Origin of the sequence: Streptomyces racemochromogenes (assembly GCF_044129415.1) — a bacterium.
GTDB lineage: Bacteria > Actinomycetota > Actinomycetes > Streptomycetales > Streptomycetaceae > Streptomyces > Streptomyces racemochromogenes_A.
Genome location: NZ_JBBDHD010000003.1, coordinates 18,542 through 39,007 on the forward strand (window position 1 = coordinate 18,542; position 20,466 = coordinate 39,007).

Sequence of the window (20,466 nt, forward strand, 5' to 3'; positions counted from 1 at the left end):
CGAAACCCGCCGTTCGGTGTGACCTGCGTGACGGAAGTCCCGCCCGGCCTGCATTGCACCGCCCGGGAGGCGTAGCCTTTATTCCCGCTGTCCATACCTTGTGAAGCGGAAGAGGGCGGTTGCCGCCGTGTCGCCACAGTCCCCCAGTAACCCGAGCACCACGACCGACGCAGCAGAAGGCGGGAAGACCCCTGCCTCAGGCTTCGGCGCGAATGAGTGGCTCGTCGACGAGATCTACCAGCAGTACCTCCAGGACCCGAACTCGGTCGACCGGGCCTGGTGGGACTTCTTCGCCGACTACAAGCCGGGGGGCGCTGCCGCTCCGGTGAAGTCGGACGGTCCCGCTCCCGAGAAGTCCGCGACGACGGATGGCGCCTCCGCACAGGCCGCCACCGCCCCGGCCGGGATCCCGCAGGCCGCCGACGCCGCCACGGGGGCGGCGCCCGCCGCGCCCATTTCTGCGTCCACACCCGTGTCAGCTCCGTCCCCTGCTCCTGCCACCCCCTCTGGTGCCCCTGCTGTGACTGTCACCTCCCAGGCCCAGGCCGCCGCACCGGCCGCGCCCGCTCCCCAGGCCCCCGCTCCGGCCGCCACCACTCCGGCGCAGAAGGCCGCGCCCGCCACCGAGGCCCCTCAGGGCCCCGAGCTGGTGACGCTCCGCGGCCCCGCCGCCGCCGTGGCCAAGAACATGAACGCCTCCCTCGACGTCCCGACGGCCACGTCCGTCCGCGCCGTCCCGGTGAAGCTGCTGTTCGACAACCGCATCGTCATCAACAACCACCTCAAGCGCGCCCGCGGTGGGAAGATCTCCTTCACCCACCTCATCGGCTACGCGATGGTGCAGGCCATCAAGGCCATGCCGTCGATGAACTACTCCTTCCAGGAGAAGGACGGCAAGCCGACCCTGGTCAAGCCGGAGCACGTGAACTTCGGCCTCGCGATCGACCTGGTCAAGCCGAACGGCGACCGCCAGCTCGTCGTCGCCGGCATCAAGAAGGCCGAGACCCTGAACTTCTTCGAGTTCTGGCAGGCCTACGAGGACATCGTCCGCCGCGCCCGCGTCGGCAAGCTGACGATGGACGACTTCACCGGCGTCACGGTCTCCCTGACCAACCCCGGCGGCCTGGGCACCGTCCACTCCGTGCCCCGCCTGATGCCCGGACAGTCGGTCATCATGGGCGTCGGCTCCATGGACTACCCCGCCGAATTCCAGGGCACCTCGCAGGACACCCTGAACAAGCTGGGCATCTCCAAGGTCATGACCCTGACCTCGACCTACGACCACCGGGTCATCCAGGGTGCGGCCTCCGGCGAGTTCCTGCGCATCGTCGCGAACTTCCTCCTCGGCGAAGGCGAGTTCTACGACAACGTCTTCGAGTCGCTGCGGATCCCGTACGAGCCGGTCCGCTGGATGCGCGACATCGACGCCTCGCACGACGACGACGTCACGAAGGCCGCCCGCGTCTTCGAGCTCATCCACTCCTACCGGGTCCGCGGCCACGTCATGGCCGACACCGACCCGCTGGAGTACAAGCAGCGCAAGCACCCCGACCTCGACATCACCGAGCACGGCCTCACCCTGTGGGACCTGGAGCGCGAGTTCGCCGTCGGCGGCTTCGCCGGCAAGTCGATGATGAAGCTGCGCGACATCCTCGGCGTCCTGCGCGACTCGTACTGCCGCACCACCGGCGTCGAGTTCATGCACATCCAGGACCCGAAGCAGCGCCGCTGGATCCAGGACCGCATCGAGCGCGCGCACTCCAAGCCGGAGCGCGAGGAGCAGCTGCGCATCCTGCGCCGCCTGAACGCGGCGGAGGCCTTCGAGACCTTCCTGCAGACCAAGTACGTCGGCCAGAAGCGCTTCTCGCTGGAGGGCGGCGAGTCCGTCATCCCGCTGCTCGACGCCGTCATCGACTCGGCCGCCGAGGCCCGCCTCGACGAGGTCGTCATCGGCATGGCCCACCGCGGCCGCCTGAACGTCCTGGCGAACATCGTCGGCAAGTCGTACGCGCAGATCTTCCGCGAGTTCGAGGGCAACCTCGACCCGAAGTCCATGCACGGCTCCGGCGACGTCAAGTACCACCTGGGCGCCGAGGGCACCTTCACGGGCCTGGACGGGGAGCAGATCAAGGTCTCGCTCGTCGCCAACCCCTCGCACCTGGAGGCCGTCGACCCGGTCCTGGAGGGTGTCGCCCGCGCCAAGCAGGACGTCATCGGCAAGGCCGGCACGGACTTCACCGTCCTGCCCGTCGCCCTGCACGGCGACGCCGCGTTCGCCGGCCAGGGCGTGGTCGCCGAGACGCTGAACATGTCGCAGCTGCGCGGCTACCGCACCGGCGGCACCGTCCACGTCGTGATCAACAACCAGGTCGGCTTCACCGCCGCCCCGGAGTCCTCGCGTTCGTCGATGTACGCGACCGACGTGGCCCGCATGATCGAGGCGCCGATCTTCCACGTGAACGGCGACGACCCGGAGGCCGTGGTCCGCGTCGCGCGGCTCGCCTTCGAGTTCCGCCAGGCGTTCAACAAGGACGTCGTGATCGACCTCATCTGCTACCGCCGCCGCGGTCACAACGAGTCGGACAACCCGGCGTTCACGCAGCCGCTGATGTACGACCTGATCGACAAGAAGCGCTCGGTGCGCAAGCTGTACACCGAGTCCCTCATCGGTCGCGGCGACATCACCCTGGAAGAGGCCGAGCAGGCGCTCCAGGACTTCCAGGGCCAGCTGGAGAAGGTCTTCGCGGAGGTCCGCGAGGCCGCCACGCAGCCCGCGGTCGCCACGCCGGAGCCGGCCCCGCAGGCCGAGTTCCCGGTGGCCGTGAACACGGCGATCTCGCAGGACGTCGTCAAGCGGATCGCCGAGTCCCAGGTCAACATCCCCGAGGGCCACACGGTCCACCCGCGTCTGCTGCCGCAGCTGCAGCGCCGCGCGGCGATGATCGACGACGGCACCATCGACTGGGGCATGGGCGAGACCCTGGCCTTCGGTTCGCTGCTGATGGAGGGCACGCCGGTCCGCCTGTCCGGCCAGGACTCCCGCCGCGGCACCTTCGGCCAGCGTCACGCGGTCCTCATCGACCGGGAGACCGGCAAGGACTACACCCCGCTGCAGCACCTGTCGGACGACCAGGCCCGCTACAACGTCTACGACTCGCTGCTCTCCGAGTACGCGGCCATGGGCTTCGAGTACGGCTACTCGCTGGCCCGCCCGGACGCGCTGGTGCTGTGGGAGGCCCAGTTCGGTGACTTCGTCAACGGCGCCCAGACCGTCGTCGACGAGTTCATCTCCTCGGCCGAGCAGAAGTGGGGCCAGACCTCCGGCGTCACGCTGCTGCTGCCGCACGGCTACGAGGGCCAGGGCCCGGACCACTCGTCCGCCCGCCCGGAGCGCTTCCTCCAGCTGTGCGCGCAGAACAACATGACGGTCGCGATGCCGACCCTGCCGTCGAACTACTTCCACCTGCTGCGCTGGCAGGTCCACAACCCGCACCACAAGCCGCTGGTCGTCTTCACCCCGAAGTCGATGCTGCGTCTGAAGGCCGCGGCGTCGAAGGCGGAGGAGTTCACGAGCGGTTCGTTCCGTCCGGTCATCGGGGACACCACGGTCGACCCGAACGCCGTCCGCAAGGTCGTCTTCTGCGCGGGCAAGGTCTACTACGACCTGGAGGCCGAGCGGGAGAAGCGCGGCATCACCGACACGGCGATCATCCGCATCGAGCGGCTGTACCCGCTGCCGGGCGCCGAACTCCAGGCGGAGATCGCCAAGTTCCCGAACGCGGCGAAGTACATCTGGGCGCAGGAGGAGCCGGCGAACCAGGGTGCGTGGCCGTTCATCGCGCTGAACCTGATCGACCACCTCGACCTGGCGGTCGGCGCGGACATCCCGGCGGGCGAGCGCCTGCGGCGCATCTCGCGTCCGCACGGCTCTTCCCCGGCGGTGGGCTCGGCGAAGCGCCACCAGGCCGAGCAGCAGCTGCTGATCAACGAGGTCTTCGAGGCGTAGTCGCCACCGCGACCTGCACGGAGACGGAAGGCCCGGCCCCCACTCGGTGGGGGCCGGGCCTTCCGGCCTTCCCGCCGCTGCCGGGGCTCCGCCCGGACCCCGCGCCCCGGTCGCCGGCGGGGCCGGTTACGGCTGGGGTTCGAAGTCCCAGTACGGGCGGGTCTGCTGGCGGGCCGAGACGGTGTGGACGTGTTGGGGGCCCAGGGTGCGGGTGAGGGCCTTGAGGCCGGCGTCCTCGTGTTTGGCGGCCTCGGCGTCCTCCCGTACCGAGCGGAGGTCGGCGGCCAGGGCGATCTGGGCGCTGAGGGCCATCGGGTGGTCGGGGCCCAGGACCTGTTCGGCGGCGCGCAGCGTCTCGCGGCTGAGCTCCAGGGCGGACTCCAGGCGGCCGGTGATGTTGCGGTGGCCGGTGGCGTTGAGGGCGCAGCCCAGGGTCCAGGGGTGGCGCTCGCCGAGGGCGCCGCGCATGCCGACCAGGGCCTGTTCGGCCAGGTTCAGTGCCTCGGTGCGCTCGCCCTGGGCGCGCAGGACGAGGCCGAGGTTGCCGACCGTGCCGATGCTGTACGGGTGGGCGAGGCCGAGTTGGGACTGGTAGCCGCGGACGACCTCCTCGGAGATCCGGCGGGCCTCTTCGATGTCCCCGTACTCGCGCAGGTAGGTGGCGTAGTCGGAGGCGACCATCAGGGTCCAGGGGAACTCGGCGCCGAAGACCCGGGTGGAGCGTTCCAGGACGCTGCGCAGGCGGGCGCCGGCGCCCGGGATGTCGCCGGTGCGGCGCAGGCACTGGCCGAGGTTGTGTTCGGCGCGCAGGGTCTGCGGGTGGTTGGCGCCGAGGACCTGGACGTGGAGTTTGAGGCCCTGTTCCTGGCGGGCGAGGGCTTCGCGGTAGCGGCCCATCAGGCGCAGGCCCATGGCGCAGCCGATGCCGGAGGAGAGGGTGGCGATGTGGCGGACGCGCAGGACGCGTTCGCGGCGGCGCAGGGTGTCCAGGTCGGTGTCGTAGGCCTCCTGGTAGCGGCCGAGGAGGCGCAGTGCGACGGCGACGTTGTTCTGGGCGTTGAGGGTGGTGGCGTCGTCCTCGCCGAGGAGTTCGCGGTAGCGGGCGAAGGCGTGTTCGAGGAGCGCGCGGGCCTCGTCGAACTTGGCGGTGCTGAGGAGGACGCCGGCGTAGGTGCTGGTGGCGCGGAGGGTTTCCAGGTCGCGGTCGCCGCGTTCGGCGATGAGCCGGTCGGCGACCTGGCGGGCGAGGGCCTCGGCCTGGCGGAAGTGGCCGAGCATGCGCAGGGCGCCGCCGTAGTGGTAGCTGAGTTCGCGGACCTGGTCGTGGTCGTCGCCGAGCATGGCCCGCCAGACGTGGTCGGTCTGTTCGGCCAGGCGCAGGCAGGTGCGGTACTCGCCGGCGAGGATCAGGAAGCGCAGGCAGTGCAGCAGGAAGTTCTGGATGCGGGGGTTGCTGCTGGTCAGTACTCCGGCGGGTTCCAGGTGCGGGATGAGTTCGGCGTAGCGGGGCCAGAGCCGGGAGTCGGAGGGGCGGCCGGGGTCGGCGGCGGCGAGGACCTGGCGGACGGCGCGGGAGAGCTGGTCGGCCTCGTCCTCGGCGAGGTTCTCGCGGACGATGTTGTGGACCATGCGGTGCAGCTGGACGGTCTCCAGGCCGCCGCCCTCCTCGACGGACAGGTCGGAGTACTCCAGGCGGACGACGGAGAACTGGACGAGCTTGTTGAGGGCGGCGTTCCAGCGGATCTGGTCGTTGACGATGCCCGCGAGGTCTTCGGGGACGTCCTCGGCGGGGAACTCGCGCAGCAGCCGCAGCGGGACCCGGCCGGGGGCGAAGAAGACGAACAGCCGGAGCAGGGCGAGGGCGTCGGGGAAGTTCTCGCGGACGTTGTTGAGGAGTATGGCCAGGGCGGTGGGGAAGGGCAGCGGGTAGTCGTCGGAGAGGGTGACGGCCTCGTGGGAGTCGAGCCGCCGTTGGAGGAGGTCGAGGTATTCGCCGACGCCCAGGGGGGAGTCGGCGAGCCAGCCGGCGGTCTGGTCGAGGGCGAGGGGGTAGTCCTCCAGGGCCTCGGCGAGCTGGTCGGCCTCCTCGCCGGTGAGGCGGCGGGCGCGGCGGCGGATGAAGGTGACCGATTCGGGCCGGGCGTAGAGGGGGACCTCGACGAGGCTGGTGTGGCGGGCGGCCCATTCGCGGTTGCGGGAGGTGATGATCACGTCGCCGGCGCCGGAGGGCAGCAGGTCGGTGAGGTCGTCGGGGTTGTCGCAGCCGTCGAAGACCATCAGCCAGCGGTGGTAGGGGTTGCCGCGGCGCAGGGCTTCCAGGACGGCGCGGATCTGCTCGCCGTAGCTGCCGGCGCCGCGCGGCAGGCCGAGTTCGGGGGCGAGGTCGGCGAGGCGTTCGCGGAGGGTGGGCCGGTCCTCGGCGGGGACCCACCAGACGACGTCGTACTCGGAGGCGAAGCGGTAGGCGTACTCGGTGGCGACCTGGGTCTTGCCGACGCCGGACAGCCCCAGGAGGGTGACCGTCGAGGCGCCGGGCGGGGCTTCGGTGAGGGCGGCGCGCAGCCGGCCGATGACGTCGTTGCGGCCGGTGAAGCGGGGGTTGCGGCGCGGGACGCGGCCCCAGATCTCGGGCGGGTCGTTGGGGAAGCGGGGGCCGCGCCGCCCGCTCTCGGTGCCGATGCGGTCGGTGGGCAGGTCGAGGCGGCGCAGGACGCGGTACTCGGCCTCGTAGGCGTCCAGGCCCCACAGGTCGGTCTTCTCCAGGGCGGCGACGGCGCTGGGCAGCGGGGCGTCGGTGAGGCAGACGGCGGCGAACCGGTCGGGGTGGGCCTCGGTGACGGTCCGCAGGGCGGTGTTCCACTCCTCGTCGGTGTGGGTGCCGACGGAGAAGTAGCGTTCGCTGAGCACGACGAGGACCCTGCCGCCGGAGCGGGCGAGGTCGTCGAGGGCCTCGGTGATGCCGGGACCGGTCTGGGGGTCCCAGCGCTGGAGGGCGACGCGGTGGCCGTGTTCCTCCAGGCGGTGGGCGATCCACACCGCCCAGGGGCGGTTGAAGCCCGCGAAGCTGATGACGAAGCGCTGGGGCTGGGCGGCTCCGTCGCGGTCGTGTCGCGTACCGGTACCGGTCATGCGGCCGTCTCCCTGGGGTGTCCGGGCGGTGGACGGGGTGCGGGGCGGTGCGGGGCGCCGCCGCGGCCGGGGGGTTCCGGGGGCGGCGGGGCGAGGGGCGGGCTTGAAAGGTACCGCAGCGGACGGCCCGTCAGGCCCCTGCGGACTCCGCGAGTTCGGGGTGTGCCGCGCACCAGGCGCGGCGTTCCCGTTCGAGGGCGCGGCGGGCGGTGGCGTGCTGGTCGCCGGGGGGCGGGAGGGCGTCCATGGCCCGCTCGGCGCCGGCCATGGCCTCGACGAACTGCCTTCCTGTGGCGGTGAGTCGGGGGTGGCCGCGCAGGACCGGCAGGACGGCGGCCACCTGGGCGCGGGTCCGGGCGTGCCGGGCCCAGGCGCCGCGGGCCCCGTACAGGGCGGCGCGCTGCCAGTAGCCGGCCAGGGCCAGGTGGGCGTAGGTGCCGTGCAGCAGCCCCTCCAGGGGGCGCGGGTCGGTGCGCCAGGGGGCCCAGTGGCAGGGGGTGCGGTCGGCGGTGTGGAGGGTGAGGACGTCGGTGAGCGCGGCGAGTTTTCCGTGCTGCACCTCGTGGACGAGGGTCGCCGCCAGCGCGGGCGGGGACTGGCCGCGGGCGAGGAGGGATCCGGCCGCGGCGGGGAGGGTGGCGCCGTTGGAGCGGGAGCCGCCGCCGAGCGGGACGAGGGAGCGCAGCAGGCGGCCCGCCTCGTCCGCCCGGGCGGCGTCGTAGCGCTCCAGGAGGGTGAGGGCACCGGTCCACTGGGTGTCCCAGCGCCTGTGGCCCTTGGGGGTGAGCCGGCGGGCGGGGCGCACGGGTGCGGGGTGGCCGGGGGCGGGGGCCCGGTAGGGGTCGAGGTCGTCGAGGGAGGTGCGGCCGCCGGGCAGGGGGTGCAGCGGGAGGACGTCGGAGGTGTCCCAGGAGCGCTCGGTCAGGGCGAGGGGGCCGGGCCGGTCGGGGAGCAGCAGGCCGAGGGTGGGCAGGGCGAGGCGGCCGTGGGCGGGGCGCAGGGTGGTCTTGAAGCCGATCCCGGCGCGCAGCGCGGCGGCCACGGCGAGGGCGCCGAGGTGCCCGAGGTCGGGGGCGGGGCCGTGCGGGGCGTGCAGCCGGCGCAGGGTCTCCTCGGCCCACACCCCGGTGGAGGGGTAGTGCAGGACGTCCCGTACGGCGTGGGGGTCCTGTCGTTCGGCGTCCTCCAGCAGTCCCCACCACTCCCCCGCTTGGGGGCCGGGGGCGGCGTCGAGGACGGCCCGCAGGAGGAGCAGCCGCTTGGACCGCCGGACGTCGCCGACGAGCCGGGTCCCTTCGGGGGAGGGTTCGGTGGAGGCGAGGGCCTCCAGGACGGGGGCTCCTACGGCGAACCGGGCGAGGGCGGCCGGGGGCGGGGCCCCGGAGCCGGGGGCGGGGGCGGTGGGACGGGTCATGAGGCGGCCCGCCGGTTCGTGGCGGCCGTGTGGACCGCGCGGGCGATGTGGCGGATCAGGGCCTGGAGGTCCGCGCAGTACACGGACGGCTGGCGGAAGCCCTCGCCCTCGCGGTAGCGGTGGGGGTAGTGGCCGCCGCCGCAGACCTGCACCAGCTCGCAGGACCGGCACTCCTCGGCGAGGGCCTCGCGGCCGAGCTGGCGGGCGGCGAAGCCGGGGTGGTCGAGGAGGTCGTCGAAGCGGTGGGTGTCGAGGGTCATGCCGGTGGCCGCGGCCCCTTCGTAGGCGGACTTCAGGGAGTCGGCCTGTTCGATGCTGCCGTCGGTCTCCACCACGGCGGTGGCGGCGGGGGCCAGGCCGAGGCTCTCGGTGGCGGCGGGGAGGCCCAGCAGCAGGGCGATGACCTCCTCGAAGATCCGGATGCGGGTGCGCCGGGTCCCGTCGTGCCACCAGCGTTCGAAGACGGCGATCAGCCAGTCGGCGTACGGGGTGCCGGCGGCGGGGCCGGTGGTTCCGGGCGGCGGGGTGCTCCAGTTGGCCAGGGGCAGCAGCAGCCCGATCGCGGGTGGGGCGAAGGCGAGGAGGGACTCGTACGTCTCCACCGGGTCCTGGGCGAGGTCGGCCACGCACAGCACCCCGGCGTAGCCGGCCGGGTGCCGGGCGAGCAGCCGCAGGCCGCGGGCGGCCGCGCCGAAGCCGGGCCGGCCCGCGTGGTCCACGCGGCGGGCGTTGTGGGCGGGGAGTCCGCCGTCGAGGCTGACCCCGATCCGGATGCCGGCGGCGGCCAGGGCGGCGATCCGGCCGCGGGTGAGGAGGGTGGCGTTGGTCTGCACGCTCGCGGTGACCCGGGTGCGGGGCGAGCGCCGGGCCAGCGCGGCCCGTACCGCCTCGACGGGGGCGGCGAGTTCGGCGGGGTCGGCGAGGAGGGGTTCGCCGCCGTGCAGGACGAGGTCCACGCGCGGCAGTTCGTGCGCGGCGGCGTGCTCGGCGATGCGTTCGGCCGCGCGCCGGGCGGTGGCGGGCGCCATGGCGGCGGGGCGGGTGCGCCAGCTCTGGTCGGCCATCTCGTAGACGTAGCAGTACGTGCAGGCGAGGTTGCAGCGGCTGTGCGTCTTGAGCACGAACTGCCGTACGGGGTGCGGTCGGTGGCCCGCGGCGCGCAGGGCGGGTACGTCGAGGCGGGCGTACGGCCAGGGGGCGTGGCGGGCGTGACGGGCCTGGGCGGCGAGGACGGCGGGGCTGTGGGGTGCGGGCAGTGCGGGCCCGCCCGTGATCGCTCGGCCCATCACCCGTGCCCCCTCCCCCGGCCACCGCTGGGTGCCCGGCCCCCGGCCCGGCCCCCGGAACGGTCCATCCCTGCCCCCCGCCGGGGTCCGGCTAACGGCGGAAAGTGGTCAACTCCGGGCGGTACGGGCGCGGGCGCGCGGGGTGTGGGGTGGCTCAGGCGACGCCCGAGTCGAAGGCGTTGAGGATCTCGGCCGGGTGGGTCACCCGCTCCACGAGCCCTTCGATGACCTCGGCGAGCACCGGGTGGGCGATGCCGCGCAGGGCGGGCAGGTCGAGCCCGGAGAGGTCGGGGAGCTGCCCGGGGCAGGGTCGGGGGTGGGCGCGGGGATCGGGGGGTGGGGCCACTTCCTGACGTCCGGTCACCATGGGCTGCCCGTCCCCCTTCGCACCGTGGAATGTGGATTGCGGTGGAATGCCGTGGTCCACTGCCCTTTCCCGCGGTCCGGCGGGGGGAAACGGCTCATCCGCCGCTCTCCAGGGCAGCGATGCGCTGCCGGACGGCCTCCGGCCGCTCGCCGTCCGGCAGTCCCTGGCGCTGCCACAGCTCCAGGGCGGCCCGGTACGCGTCCAGGGCGGCGCGGGGGCGGGCCAGGCGCTCCAGGACCCCGCCGCGCAGCTCCTGGACGCGGGCGGCGAGGCGCAGGGCGGCGGTGTCGCCGGGGGCGGCGGGGTCCGCGGGGTCGTCGCGGCCGGCCTCCAGGGCGGCCCGCCAGGCCCGGCGGTAGGAGTCCGCCGCCCGGTCCAGGCGGTCGGTGGTGCGGGTGTGGGCGTGGATCTCCTGCTGGACGTCGCCGTGGTCGCGCCAGGCGCGGGCCCGCTCCAGAGCGGCGCGGCTCTGCCGGGCGGCCAGCTCCAGCAGGTACTCGGCCTCGCGGAGGTCGACGAGGTCGCCCTCGTAGGTGTGCCGCAGCCGCAGCCCTGAGGCCAGCCGCAGCAGCCGGTACGCGGCCCCCGGGTCGGACTGGGCCACCGCCGCCCGGCTCTCGCGCAGCACCCGTACGGCGGTGGAGGCGAAGCGGCGGCCGTCGGCGGCGCGGGCCCGCTCCAGGAGCACGTCGCCCCACTCGGGCAGCAGTTCCGCGTAGGCGTCGCCGTCCCGGGGGATCAGCCGCCGGGCCCGCCCGTACGCCTCGGCCGCCTCCTCCAGGGCGGCGGGGTCCCCGTCGCGGGCGTACCGCGCGCGGTGCACGCGGGCGAGGCCGAGCAGCGCGGCGAGCCGCAGCTCGGGGTCCCCGACCCCTTCGTCGAGCGCCCGCAGCAGCTGCGCCCGCGCCTCTTCGAGCCGGCGCGGCAGGTACCGCAGGGCCCCGGCCAGGTCCACCCGCACCCACGCAGCCCGCCGCCCCCGCACGGCACCCGCCCCGGAAACGCCCCGCCCGCCCGGAGCCGGCCCCGCGCCCCGTCCCGCGTCTCCAGCGGCACGCCCACCCACCGGCCCCGCGTCCCGGCCCGCGCCCGGGCCGGCCGCCGCACCCGTACCCCGGTCCGCGCCTTCGGCCGCGTGCCCGGCCACCGGGCCCGAACCCCGGCCCGGGACCTCGAACGCGCCCGGGCCGGCCGCCGCACCCGTACCCCGGTCCGCGCCTTCGGCCGCGTGCCCACCCACCGGGCCCGAACCCCGGCCCGGGACCTCGAACGGGTCCGGGCCGGCCGCCGCACCCGTACCCCGGTCCGCGCCTTCGGCCGCACGCCCGGCCGCCCGGTCCGGATCCCGGGCCGGGTCCCCGGACGGGTCCGGGCCGGTCGCCGGGGAGGGGGGCCGGGACGGGCCTTCGGCCGCACGCTCCCGCTCCGCGTCCCGGGCCGGGTCCCCGGACGGGTCCGGGCCGGCCTCCGGGGGCGGGGCGGGGGCTTCCAGGTGGGACAGGGCCGTCTCCAGGGCTTCCGCCGCGCGTTCCGCCAGGGCCGTGCGGTGCGCCGGGTCGGAGGTGTGGGTGAGGAGGGCCAGCAGGACGGCGCCCAGGGCAGGCAGGACGTCCGGGTCGGCGCCCAGGGGTTCCAGCGCCGCCAGGGCCTCGTGCAACGGCGCCGGGTCCGCGCGGAGTTCGGCGAGCCGGATCAGGGCGCGGGCCCGGCGCACGGCGCAGTCCGCCCGCAGCTCCGCGTCCTCCCCCGCGGCGGCCGCGGCCGCGGCCGGAGTGGCGGCCGCGGCACCGGGGGGCGCCTCCGGCTCGGGCTGGGCCAGCGCGAAGGCCCGTACCACCGGCGGCAGTCCGTACTGGCCCGGCAGGTCGGAGGGCGCGAGCAGGCCCGCGTCCAGCAGGCTCTCCAGGAGGTCCTCGACCGGCTCCGCCGACCGCTCCACCGCGTGGACGAGCGCGTCCGCGCACTCGTACACCACCGAGTCCACGGACAGCCGTCCGGAGGCGGCGATCCGCCGCAGCAGGGGGCGGGCCCACGGGACCGCCGAGCGGTAGGCGGCGTCCAGGCGCCGGTTCAGGCTGTCGTCCCCGGCCCGCAGCCGGGACAGGAAGAGCCCCGGCGCCTGCACGCCCTCGCCGAGCAGCTCCGAGACGCAGTCCTCCAGCATCCACTCGGGCCGGGCCGCGATGCGCCGGCCCGCCAGGTTCAGTGCCGCGGGCAGGTCCCCGCAGGCCTCCGCCAGACGCAGGCAGGCCCGCGGCTCGGCGCCGGCCCGCTCCTCGCCGAGCAGGCCCACCAGCAGTTCCACCGACTCGTCCCGCTCCAGCACCGGCAGCCGCATCCGGTTCACCCCGTCGAGGCCCAGCAGCCGGGAGCGGCTGGTGACGATCATCCGGCTCTCGGGCGCGGCGGCCAGCAGCTCGCGCACCTGGCGCTCGTGCTGCACCCCGTCGAGGACCACCAGAACCCGGCGGCGGGCCAGCAGCGAGCGGTACAGACCGAAGCGCGGGCCCGTGTCGTTCGGGATCCGCTCGGCGGGCATGCCGAGCGCCTCCAGGAAGCCCCCCACGATCCCGTGGGCGTCCTTGCGGCCGTCGGCGGCCGGGTCGAGGTCGACGTACAGCTGTCCGTCCGGCAGGTCCGCCGCCAGCTCGTGGGCCAGCCGCAGCGCGAACGCCGACTTGCCCGCGCCGACCTGACCGGTGATCACCAGCGGCCGGGGCGCGGTGTCCCCGCCCTCCCGGGAGTCCGTCAGCACCCGGGCCCGCTGGAGCAGGTGGCCGCGCCCGACGAGCCGGTGCGGCGCCATCGGCAGCTGAGCGGGCGGCGGCACCGCGGCCCGTACCGCGGCGGCGCGCAACTCGGCCTCCTGGTGCTGCTGCACGCTCTTGGCGGCCGGACGGGAGACCCCCTCGGCCCCCTCCGCCCCGGCGGCCTCGCGCCAGCGGCGCTCCCAGGTCGCCCGGTCGCCGCCGCAGGCCTCGGCGAAGGCGAGGGCCACCTGGAGGGTCGGGAGCCGGTATCCGGCGGCCGCGTCGGAGAGCACCGACGCGGAGAACATCGCCCGGTTGGCCATGTCGCGGTAGCCGGGGCTGCCCGCGGCGGTGCGGAGCCTGCGCAGCTCCCGGGCGAACGCGGTGACGGGTCCCGCGTCCGGGGCGAGGGGTCTCTCCAGTCTGCCCACCTTCTGCTCCTTTGCCGCTCGCTGTGTCGAATGCGCCTGGCGACACCGGCCGTCCGGGCCGGTCCTGTCGACCCGCACAGCCTCCGCGTTCGGATTCCCGTTCCCTTCCCGGAGCCTTACCGCACACAGGGGAACCGCCTATGATCCCGTTGGCAAAGGCCCCTACCTGGGGATTTGTTGGGCTGGGGGGGTATCAGCTGTCGATGACCGCGACAGAACCAGGGTCCGGAGAGAGAGGCGAAGCGATTCCCCAAGGGAATCCGCTGCGCTTCAACGTGCTCGGATCCCTTGAGAGTTGGGCCGCCGGGGGGCGGCTGAGACTGGGTGGGGCGATCCAGGAGCGCGTCCTGTCCATGCTGCTGCTGGAATCCGGCCGGGTGGTGACCGTCGCCCGGCTGGTCGAGGCGGCCTGGGAGCAGGATCCACCTGCAACGGCTTCGCACCAGGTGCGCAAAGCCGTCGCCGACCTGCGCAGGCGCCTCCCCGACGGCGGTGCGGTGATCGTCACCGACGGCCCCGGCTACCGGGCCGCCGTGACCGCCGGGCAGCTCGACCTGCTCGAATTCGACGCCCTCGTGCAGGCCGCCGGCCAGGCCGCGAAGGACGGGCGGCTGACCACCGCCGCCGAGCACCTGGCCGCCGCCCTGGCCCTGTGGCGGGGTCCCGTCCTGTCCGGCGCCGGGGGGCCGGTGATCGACACCGTGGCGACCGCGCTGGAGGAGCGCCGGCTGTCCGCCGCCGAACAGTACTTCGGCCTGCGCCTGACCCTCGGGGAGAGCGGCGAGCTGGTCTCCGGGCTGCGTGCGCTGATCACCGAGCACCCGCTGCGGGAGACCCTGCGCGGGCAGCTGATGCTCGCCCTGTACCGCACCGGCCGGCAGGCCGAGGCGCTCCAGGAGTACGGACGGGTGCGCGAGCTGCTGGTGGAGGAGCTCGGCATCGACCCCGGGCCGCAGCTGGCCAAGCTGTACGAGGCGATCCTGCGCGACGGCCCCGAACTGGCCGGCCCCGAGCGCGCGGCACCCGGGGCACGGGAACCGCAGCCGCCGGCGGACGCCGCCCCGGAACCCGCCGCCCCGCCCGCACCCGTACCGGCGCCCGTCCAGGAGGCGCCGGCGGCGCCGCCGGGCCCCGCCGCCGACGCCCCGTGCACGCTCCCCTACGACCTGCCCGACTTCACGGGCCGGGCCGAGGAGCTGAACGAGCTCTTCGCGTTCGTCCGGGACGGCCGCCCGGACCAGGAGCGGTACTCGCGCGTCATCGCCATCGACGGCATGGGCGGCATGGGCAAGACCTCCCTCGCCGTCCGGGCCGCCCACCGGCTGGCCGACCGCTACCCGGACGGCCAGCTCCTCATCGACCTGCGCGGGTTCACCCCGGGCGAGACCCCGGTGACGCCCGCCGCCGCGCTCGACACCCTGCTGCGCACCCTCGGCGCCCCCGGTGACCGCATCCCCGAGGACCTGGAGGGACGCGCCGCCCTCTGGCGGGCGGCGCTGGACGGCCGGCGGATCCTGCTGCTGCTCGACAACGCCGTCGACGCCGCCCAGATCCGGCCCCTGCTCCCGGCCACGCCGGGCTGCCTGGTGCTGGTCACGAGCCGGGCCCGGCTGCTGGACCTCGACGGGGTCGAGTGGGTCTCCATCGACCTGATGAAGCCCGAGGAGAGCACCGACCTGATGACGCAGACGCTCGGCGCGGCCCGCGTGTCCGCCGAGCCGGAGGCGGCCGCCGAACTGGCGGAGCTGTGCGGGCACCTGCCGCTGGCCCTGCGCATCGCCACCGCCCGGCTGCGCAACCGGCCACGCTGGACCGTCCGTTACCTGGTCGAGCGGCTGCGGGACGAGACCCGCCGGATGGACGAGCTGAGCTCGGGCGAGCGCAGCGTGGCGGCGACACTGCGGCTGTCGTACCTGGCGATGGACGAGAAGCACCGCACGGCCTTCCGCATCCTGAGCCTGCACCCGGGCGCCGACATCGACGTCCACACGGCGGCCGCGCTCCTCGGCACGACCGTCCGGGACGCCGAGGACACCCTGGAGTTCCTGCTCGACGTACACCTCGTCCAGCAGCCCGACATCGGCCTCTACACCTTCCACGACCTGGTGCGCAGCTTCGCCCAGAGCCTGCGCGTCCCGGCGACCGAGGCCGCCGACGCGGCGGCGGTCGAGCGGCTGCTCGGCTACTACCTGACGGCGACGGACACCGCCTGCGAGGTGCTGTTCCCGGGCCGCAAGCACCGGCCCACCGGCATCCCTCCGTACGAGGGCGAACTGCCGCCCCTCACCCGCGCCGACCTGGCGGGCCGCTGGTTCGACCAGGAACACGAGGGCCTCATGGCCGCGGTCACCCTCGCGGACCAGCGCGGTCACGACCGCTACACGGCCTGCCTGAGCCGCAACCTGGCGTTCCATCTGCACGCGCGGGGCCGGTTCGACGACTTCTGGAGCCTCGGCCGCCTCTCGGTGGCCGCCGCCCGCCGGCTCGACGACCCGCACCTGCTGACCGTCAGCCTGGCCAACCTCGGCGCCGCCTGCTGGAAGCTCGGCCGGTTCGAGGAGGGCCTGGAGGTCGCCGCGGAGAGCCGGGACACCGCCGTACGGCTCGGCGACCGGCACATCGAGGCCCACAGCGAGTCCACCATCGGCCTGCTGCTGTCCACGCTCGGCCAGTACACCGCGGCCGTCCCCCTGATCGAGCGGGCGATCGGGATGGCCGCGGAACTGGGCGCGCGGCGCGAGGAGTCGGAAGGCCTCACCATGCTCAGCACGCTGCACGAGCGCTGCGGACGCTACCCGGAGGCCGAGGAGACCGCGCGCCGGGCGCTGGGGATCAGCCGCAGCCTCGGGTACCGGAGCGGGGAGGTCACGGCGCTGACGGACCTGGCCTTCGCCCAGGCGGGCCGCGGGGCGTACGAGGAGGCGTCCGCCTCCCTGCGCACGGCGCACGGCCTGTGCGACTGGGCCAGGGAGCAGGTGGACGGGGCCGTGCTGCTCGCGCTGTGCGCGGAGGTCGCGGACCGGCTGGGCAACGAGGAGGAGTCCTCCGGCTTCGCGGCGCGGGCCCTGGCGCTGGCCCGGGCCAACGGTGCCCCGATCCGGCTGGCGAAGGTGGAGAACCTGCTCGGACGCCGGCACGTGCGCCGGGGGGAATGGGAGGCCGCGCGCGCCCTGCACGGCCACGCCTACAAGATCGCGACGGGGATGCGCCTGCGTCCCGAGGAGGCCGACGCCCTGGTCGGCCTGGCGAGGGCCTCGGAGGCCATGGGGGACCTCACGGCCGCGTCGCAGCAGTGGGCGAAGGCGGAGGAGATCTTCGCCTTCATGGGGATCCCGGAACGCTGCCGCGCCGGCTGACCGGCGGACGCGCACGTGCCCCGCACCGGTTCTCCGGTGCGGGGCACGTCACTTTCCGGGTGCGGGCCCGGTCAGGGGGCCGGGGCCGGGGAGGGGGCCGCCGGGCCGCGGTCGTCGGCGAGGACCTGGTGGCCCGCCGACGGGCCCGCGTCCGGGGCCTGGACCGTGGCTCCGAGGCCCAGGACCAGAGCCGCCGCCGCGAAGATTCCCGCCAGGCCCGCCAGCTTGCTGTTCATCGCCATCCCCCTGATGTCTGCGGTGTGCGGCCCCCGTTGCGGTGGGCCGCTTTCGACATCACTGAGATTGGGCCAGGGCGATACCGGAGCGTTCCCGTCCCGATACCTGTCCAACTCCCTTGCAAACCTGGCTCGTTACCGCTGTCCGATAACCGGCCGTCAGGCCGGCGCACCGCTTTGCGCCGCTGCGCGCGCCGGGTTCCCGTACGGTTCCCGCGAGGCCGCGATCCGGGAGCCCCGGGCGGTGATCAGGACGTCCGTGCGGGTCGTCCCGCACTCGTACCCCGCGAGGTCCAGCAGCGCCCGCACGGTCGCGCGTACGCCCGCGCGGTCCTCCTCGGAGAGGGGCTCCTCGTGACCCTCTGCCGTGATGCCGGCGACCAGGTGCATACCGCCCACCGAGAAGGTCTCCACGCTGAACTGCGGCCCGGTCAGCAGCTCTTCGACGAGGTGCGGGCCCGGGTACCGGCCGGCGACGGCCCCCTCGGCCCAGTCGGCGAGGGCCGCGTGGTCCCGTACGGGGGCCGTGTGCCACACGCCCGCCGCGTCGGCGGACTTGATCACCACCGGCAGCGGGAAGGCCTCGGCCAGCGCGCGGGCCTCGGCGACGGTGGCCGCCTCCTCGGCGCGCACGGCCGAGATCCCGCTGGCGTTCAGGACGCGCCGCATGGCCGCCGCGTCCGGCAGGCCGGGTACCGCGTCCCCCTGCTCCTCCCGGCCCTCCGCGAGCTCCCGGGCCACCGCCTCCGCCGCCGCCGAGGCCCCGCCCGTCAGGGCTCCGGGGAGGTAGAGGATGTGCCCGATCCCGCGGTGACGGGCCGTGTCCGTCAGGACGGCGCGCAGCTCGGCGGCCTCCGCGAAGTCCACCCGCAGGATGCGCTCGGGCGGCAGTTCCGCGCGGATGCCCGGCTCCACCTCCAGCCTGTGGTCCAGGGCCGCCCAGACCTCCAGACCCGCCGCGCGGGCCGCGCGTACGAGCCCCGGTCCGGGCATCACCAGCAGGGCCCGCCTCGCCCGCTGTGCCGTCTGGCTGTCACTCACCGTGTCCCCCTTCTCGGACTTCCGGGGAGATAGTGACGCCCCGCCTTCCCGATCAGATCCCTCGGTGGTCCTGAAGGGCCGATGTCTTTTCCGGACTGTCCGGATACGTACCGGCAGGGGCCGCGGTCCGTCCAGCGCCGCCCGAGACTCCTTCCGGGGATCCTCCAGGAGACCCCGACCGGGGCGGGAACGGACCGGGACCGGGGCGGGCCGGGGGCGGGCCCCAGGCGCGTCGGGGGCGGGCCCCAGGGCGGGGACGACGAAACCCCCTGACCGGCGTTTCCGCAGGTCAGGGGGTTTCGTGAAGTGGAGCCTAGGAGATTCGAACTCCTGACATCTGCCTTGCAAAAGCAGCGCTCTACCAACTGAGCTAAGGCCCCGTGCGTCCGGACGCGGCTCCTCCCCCGGGAGGGAGTGTCCGTTCCGCAGGACAGAGTACCCGGTGCACCCCCTCATCCCGCAAAATGATAGGGACTCCCGCCCCGCGACCACGCTCCGTAAGATGCTCGCGAGGTTCGCACCAGCGAAGGGGAGTAGTAAGCGTGGACGCAGTACAGCAAGAGGCCACCGCCAGAGCCCGGGAGCTTCAGCGCAGTTGGTACGGGGAACCGCTCGGCGCCCTGTTCCGACGGCTCATAGACGACCTCGGCCTGAACCAGGCTCGCCTCGCTGCTGTCCTCGGACTGTCGGCGCCCATGCTGTCCCAGCTGATGAGCGGGCAGCGCGCCAAGATCGGCAACCCGGCCGTCGTCCAGCGGGTCCAGGCCCTCCAGGACCTCGCCGGGCAGGTCGCGGACGGCAGCGTCAGCGCCGGCGAGGCCACCGACCGGATGGACGAGATCAAGAACACCCAGGGCGGTTCCGTCCTCAGCAACAACGGTCAGACCGCCACGAGTTCCGGCGCCCCGACCGTCAAGCGGGTGGTCCGCGAGATCCAGTCGCTGCTGCGGTCCGTCTCGGCGGCCGGCGACATCATCGACGCGGCGAACGCCCTCGCCCCCAGCCACCCCGAACTGGCCGAGTTCCTGCGGGTGTACGGCGCGGGGCGCACCGCGGAAGCGGTGGCCCACTACGAGGCCCACCAGAACTGACGCACCGGGGGCGGCGGGGGCGGCAGCGCACGGGGTCCCGGCGCCGCTGTGCGGCGTGATCATGCACGCGCCGCACCCCGGAACCCCCAAGCCGGTTCCAGAGCGCCACAAGGGCGCACAAGGCCCTTGCCGGGCTTGCCCAGTTGCTCCCCACCCCGCCCGACGACGCGGACGGGGACCGGGCGCCCCGGAACAGCACGAAGCCCCGGCAGCAGCGGCAGCCGGGGCTTCATGAGATCAAACGTGGGGCTCACACGCCGGAACCGGAAGGCACGGAGTCGGTAGCCTCCGTCCACAGGTCCTGCTCGGCGCGGTCCGCCTGGATCTGGCGGTACACGAGGAGCCCGCCGATGGCGGCCAGTGCGACCAGGAGCAGCTTCTTCACCGCGCGACCTCGTCTTTCGTTGACGTTGGGGACTTCTGGGCGCCAACAATACACACCGACCGATACCGATCGGTTATCTAGGGGTCCCTGGACGGACCAACGAAGAAGACCCCCGGGCCGGTGGCCTGGGGGTCTTCGTCACTGTGGGGCTAACAGGATTTGAACCTGTGGCCTCATCCTTATCAGGGATGCGCTCTAACCAACTGAGCTATAGCCCCTCCGCGCCTGCGCGCTGACTCCTGAAGATTAGCGCACAGACGCTGTGGAACCCAAATCCGTTCCCGCGGGCCTTTCCCGCAGGTCAGTCAGCGGGTCATTCGTCCTCGGCCAGCGTGAGCTCCACGCCGCCCACGAAGCCCGCCGACAGGTTGTAGATGAACGCGCCCAGCGTCGCCAGGGCGGTCATCAGCACCACGTCGATCACCGCGATGACCGAGGTGAAGATCAGCACGCGCGGCAGCGACAGGAACGACTGGAGGTCGAAGCCGTTGCCCTCGTTCGAGCCGGTGGCCTCGCTGATCGTGCCGCCGACGGTCGAGAAGATGCCCATGGCGTCCATGACCATCCACAGCACCGCGGACGCCACGATCGTGCAGATGCCGAGCGCGATCGACAGCAGGAAGCTGACCTTCATCACCGACCACGGGTCGGCCTTGGCCACCCGCAGCCGCGCCTTGCGCGTCCGGGGCGTCGTACGGGTCCCCGGAACGGGCCCCCGCTGCGTCGCCGGCTTCTTGGGAGCCGCGTACGCCTGCGGGGGGTGGTAGGGCTGCTCGGCGGCGTCCTTGGCCGCGGCAGCGGGCTTCTGCTTCTGCTTGGACTGGGACTGCGGCTTCGCCTGCGGTCCTCGGGTGTCCGTCACCGTTCCCCCCCTGCCTTCGGCGGGGGTGTCCCCGCCCTCGGAGTCCGCGGCGGGGCCACGGGCACCGTTCGCTCCAGTCTTGGCCGGTCCGGCGCCCGTGGCTCCACTCACG

At 74.1% G+C, this 20,466-nt stretch carries 12 protein-coding genes and 2 tRNA genes; 3 read left to right on the forward strand and 11 right to left on the reverse strand.

The window, feature by feature from the left end; translation table 11 throughout:
* Positions 1-127: 127 nt before the first annotated feature.
* Positions 128-4,006, forward strand: coding sequence for a multifunctional oxoglutarate decarboxylase/oxoglutarate dehydrogenase thiamine pyrophosphate-binding subunit/dihydrolipoyllysine-residue succinyltransferase subunit (locus WDV06_RS01840; RefSeq protein ID WP_395507799.1), 3,879 nt, complete (start codon positions 128-130; stop codon positions 4,004-4,006).
* Between the two features lie 126 nt (positions 4,007-4,132).
* On the opposite strand, the gene fxsT is transcribed toward WDV06_RS01840, so the two are convergent.
* From fxsT to WDV06_RS01865, 5 genes are all read right to left on the reverse strand, one after another.
* On the reverse strand, positions 4,133-7,135 hold the full coding sequence (fxsT, locus tag WDV06_RS01845) for an FxSxx-COOH system tetratricopeptide repeat protein (RefSeq protein WP_395507800.1): 3,003 nt from the start codon (positions 7,133-7,135) through the stop codon (positions 4,133-4,135).
* A gap of 130 nt (positions 7,136-7,265) precedes the next feature.
* Positions 7,266-8,549: an aKG-HExxH-type peptide beta-hydroxylase gene (locus tag WDV06_RS01850; RefSeq protein ID WP_395507801.1), complete on the reverse strand. Its 1,284-nt coding sequence runs from the start codon at positions 8,547-8,549 to the stop codon at positions 7,266-7,268.
* Positions 8,546-9,835 (reverse strand): FxsB family cyclophane-forming radical SAM/SPASM peptide maturase, encoded by a 1,290-nt coding sequence (locus WDV06_RS01855; protein WP_395507802.1) that lies wholly within the window; start codon positions 9,833-9,835, stop codon positions 8,546-8,548. The genes WDV06_RS01850 and WDV06_RS01855 overlap by 4 nt, the downstream gene beginning before the upstream one ends.
* 154 nt (positions 9,836-9,989) lie before the next feature.
* Entirely contained in the window at positions 9,990-10,202 is a 213-nt protein-coding gene (gene fxsA, locus WDV06_RS01860) for an FxSxx-COOH cyclophane-containing RiPP peptide (RefSeq protein ID WP_395507803.1), read from the reverse strand.
* Between the two features lie 94 nt (positions 10,203-10,296).
* On the reverse strand, positions 10,297-13,383 hold the full coding sequence (locus tag WDV06_RS01865; RefSeq protein WP_395507804.1) for an AAA family ATPase: 3,087 nt from the start codon (positions 13,381-13,383) through the stop codon (positions 10,297-10,299).
* A 353-nt stretch (positions 13,384-13,736) separates the two neighbouring features.
* Between WDV06_RS01865 and WDV06_RS01870 the strand changes: the two genes are divergently transcribed.
* Positions 13,737-16,739, forward strand: coding sequence for an AfsR/SARP family transcriptional regulator (locus WDV06_RS01870; RefSeq protein ID WP_395507805.1), 3,003 nt, complete (start codon positions 13,737-13,739; stop codon positions 16,737-16,739).
* Positions 16,740-16,810: 71 nt separating this feature from the next.
* Here the strand turns inward: WDV06_RS01870 and WDV06_RS01875 are convergent, their stop codons facing one another.
* From WDV06_RS01875 to WDV06_RS01885, 3 genes are all read right to left on the reverse strand, one after another.
* Positions 16,811-16,975, reverse strand: a complete 165-nt coding sequence (locus WDV06_RS01875) for a hypothetical protein (RefSeq protein ID WP_395507806.1) — start codon at positions 16,973-16,975, stop codon at positions 16,811-16,813.
* Positions 16,976-17,134: 159 nt separating this feature from the next.
* Positions 17,135-18,016 carry an ATP-grasp domain-containing protein gene (locus WDV06_RS01880; protein ID WP_395507807.1) on the reverse strand — a complete coding sequence of 294 codons (882 nt, stop codon included), beginning with the start codon at positions 18,014-18,016 and terminating at the stop codon, positions 17,135-17,137.
* Between the two features lie 307 nt (positions 18,017-18,323).
* A tRNA-Ala gene (locus WDV06_RS01885) sits at positions 18,324-18,396 on the reverse strand.
* A gap of 162 nt (positions 18,397-18,558) precedes the next feature.
* Here WDV06_RS01885 and WDV06_RS01890 point away from each other — a divergent pair.
* Positions 18,559-19,107 (forward strand): helix-turn-helix domain-containing protein, encoded by a 549-nt coding sequence (locus WDV06_RS01890; RefSeq protein ID WP_395507808.1) that lies wholly within the window; start codon positions 18,559-18,561, stop codon positions 19,105-19,107.
* 250 nt (positions 19,108-19,357) lie between these two features.
* Here WDV06_RS01890 and WDV06_RS01895 read toward each other — a convergent pair whose 3' ends face one another.
* The 3 genes from WDV06_RS01895 to WDV06_RS01905 all read right to left on the reverse strand — a co-directional run bounded on the left by WDV06_RS01895 (position 19,358) and on the right by WDV06_RS01905 (position 20,465).
* On the reverse strand, positions 19,358-19,492 hold the full coding sequence (locus WDV06_RS01895) for a DLW-39 family protein (RefSeq protein WP_208809277.1): 135 nt from the start codon (positions 19,490-19,492) through the stop codon (positions 19,358-19,360).
* 144 nt (positions 19,493-19,636) lie between these two features.
* Positions 19,637-19,710: transfer RNA gene (locus WDV06_RS01900), tRNA-Ile, on the reverse strand.
* Positions 19,711-19,805: 95 nt separating this feature from the next.
* A complete protein-coding gene (locus WDV06_RS01905; protein ID WP_395507809.1) occupies positions 19,806-20,465 on the reverse strand; it encodes a DUF3566 domain-containing protein in 660 nt (219 codons plus the stop codon).
* Position 20,466: the final 1 nt, after the last annotated feature.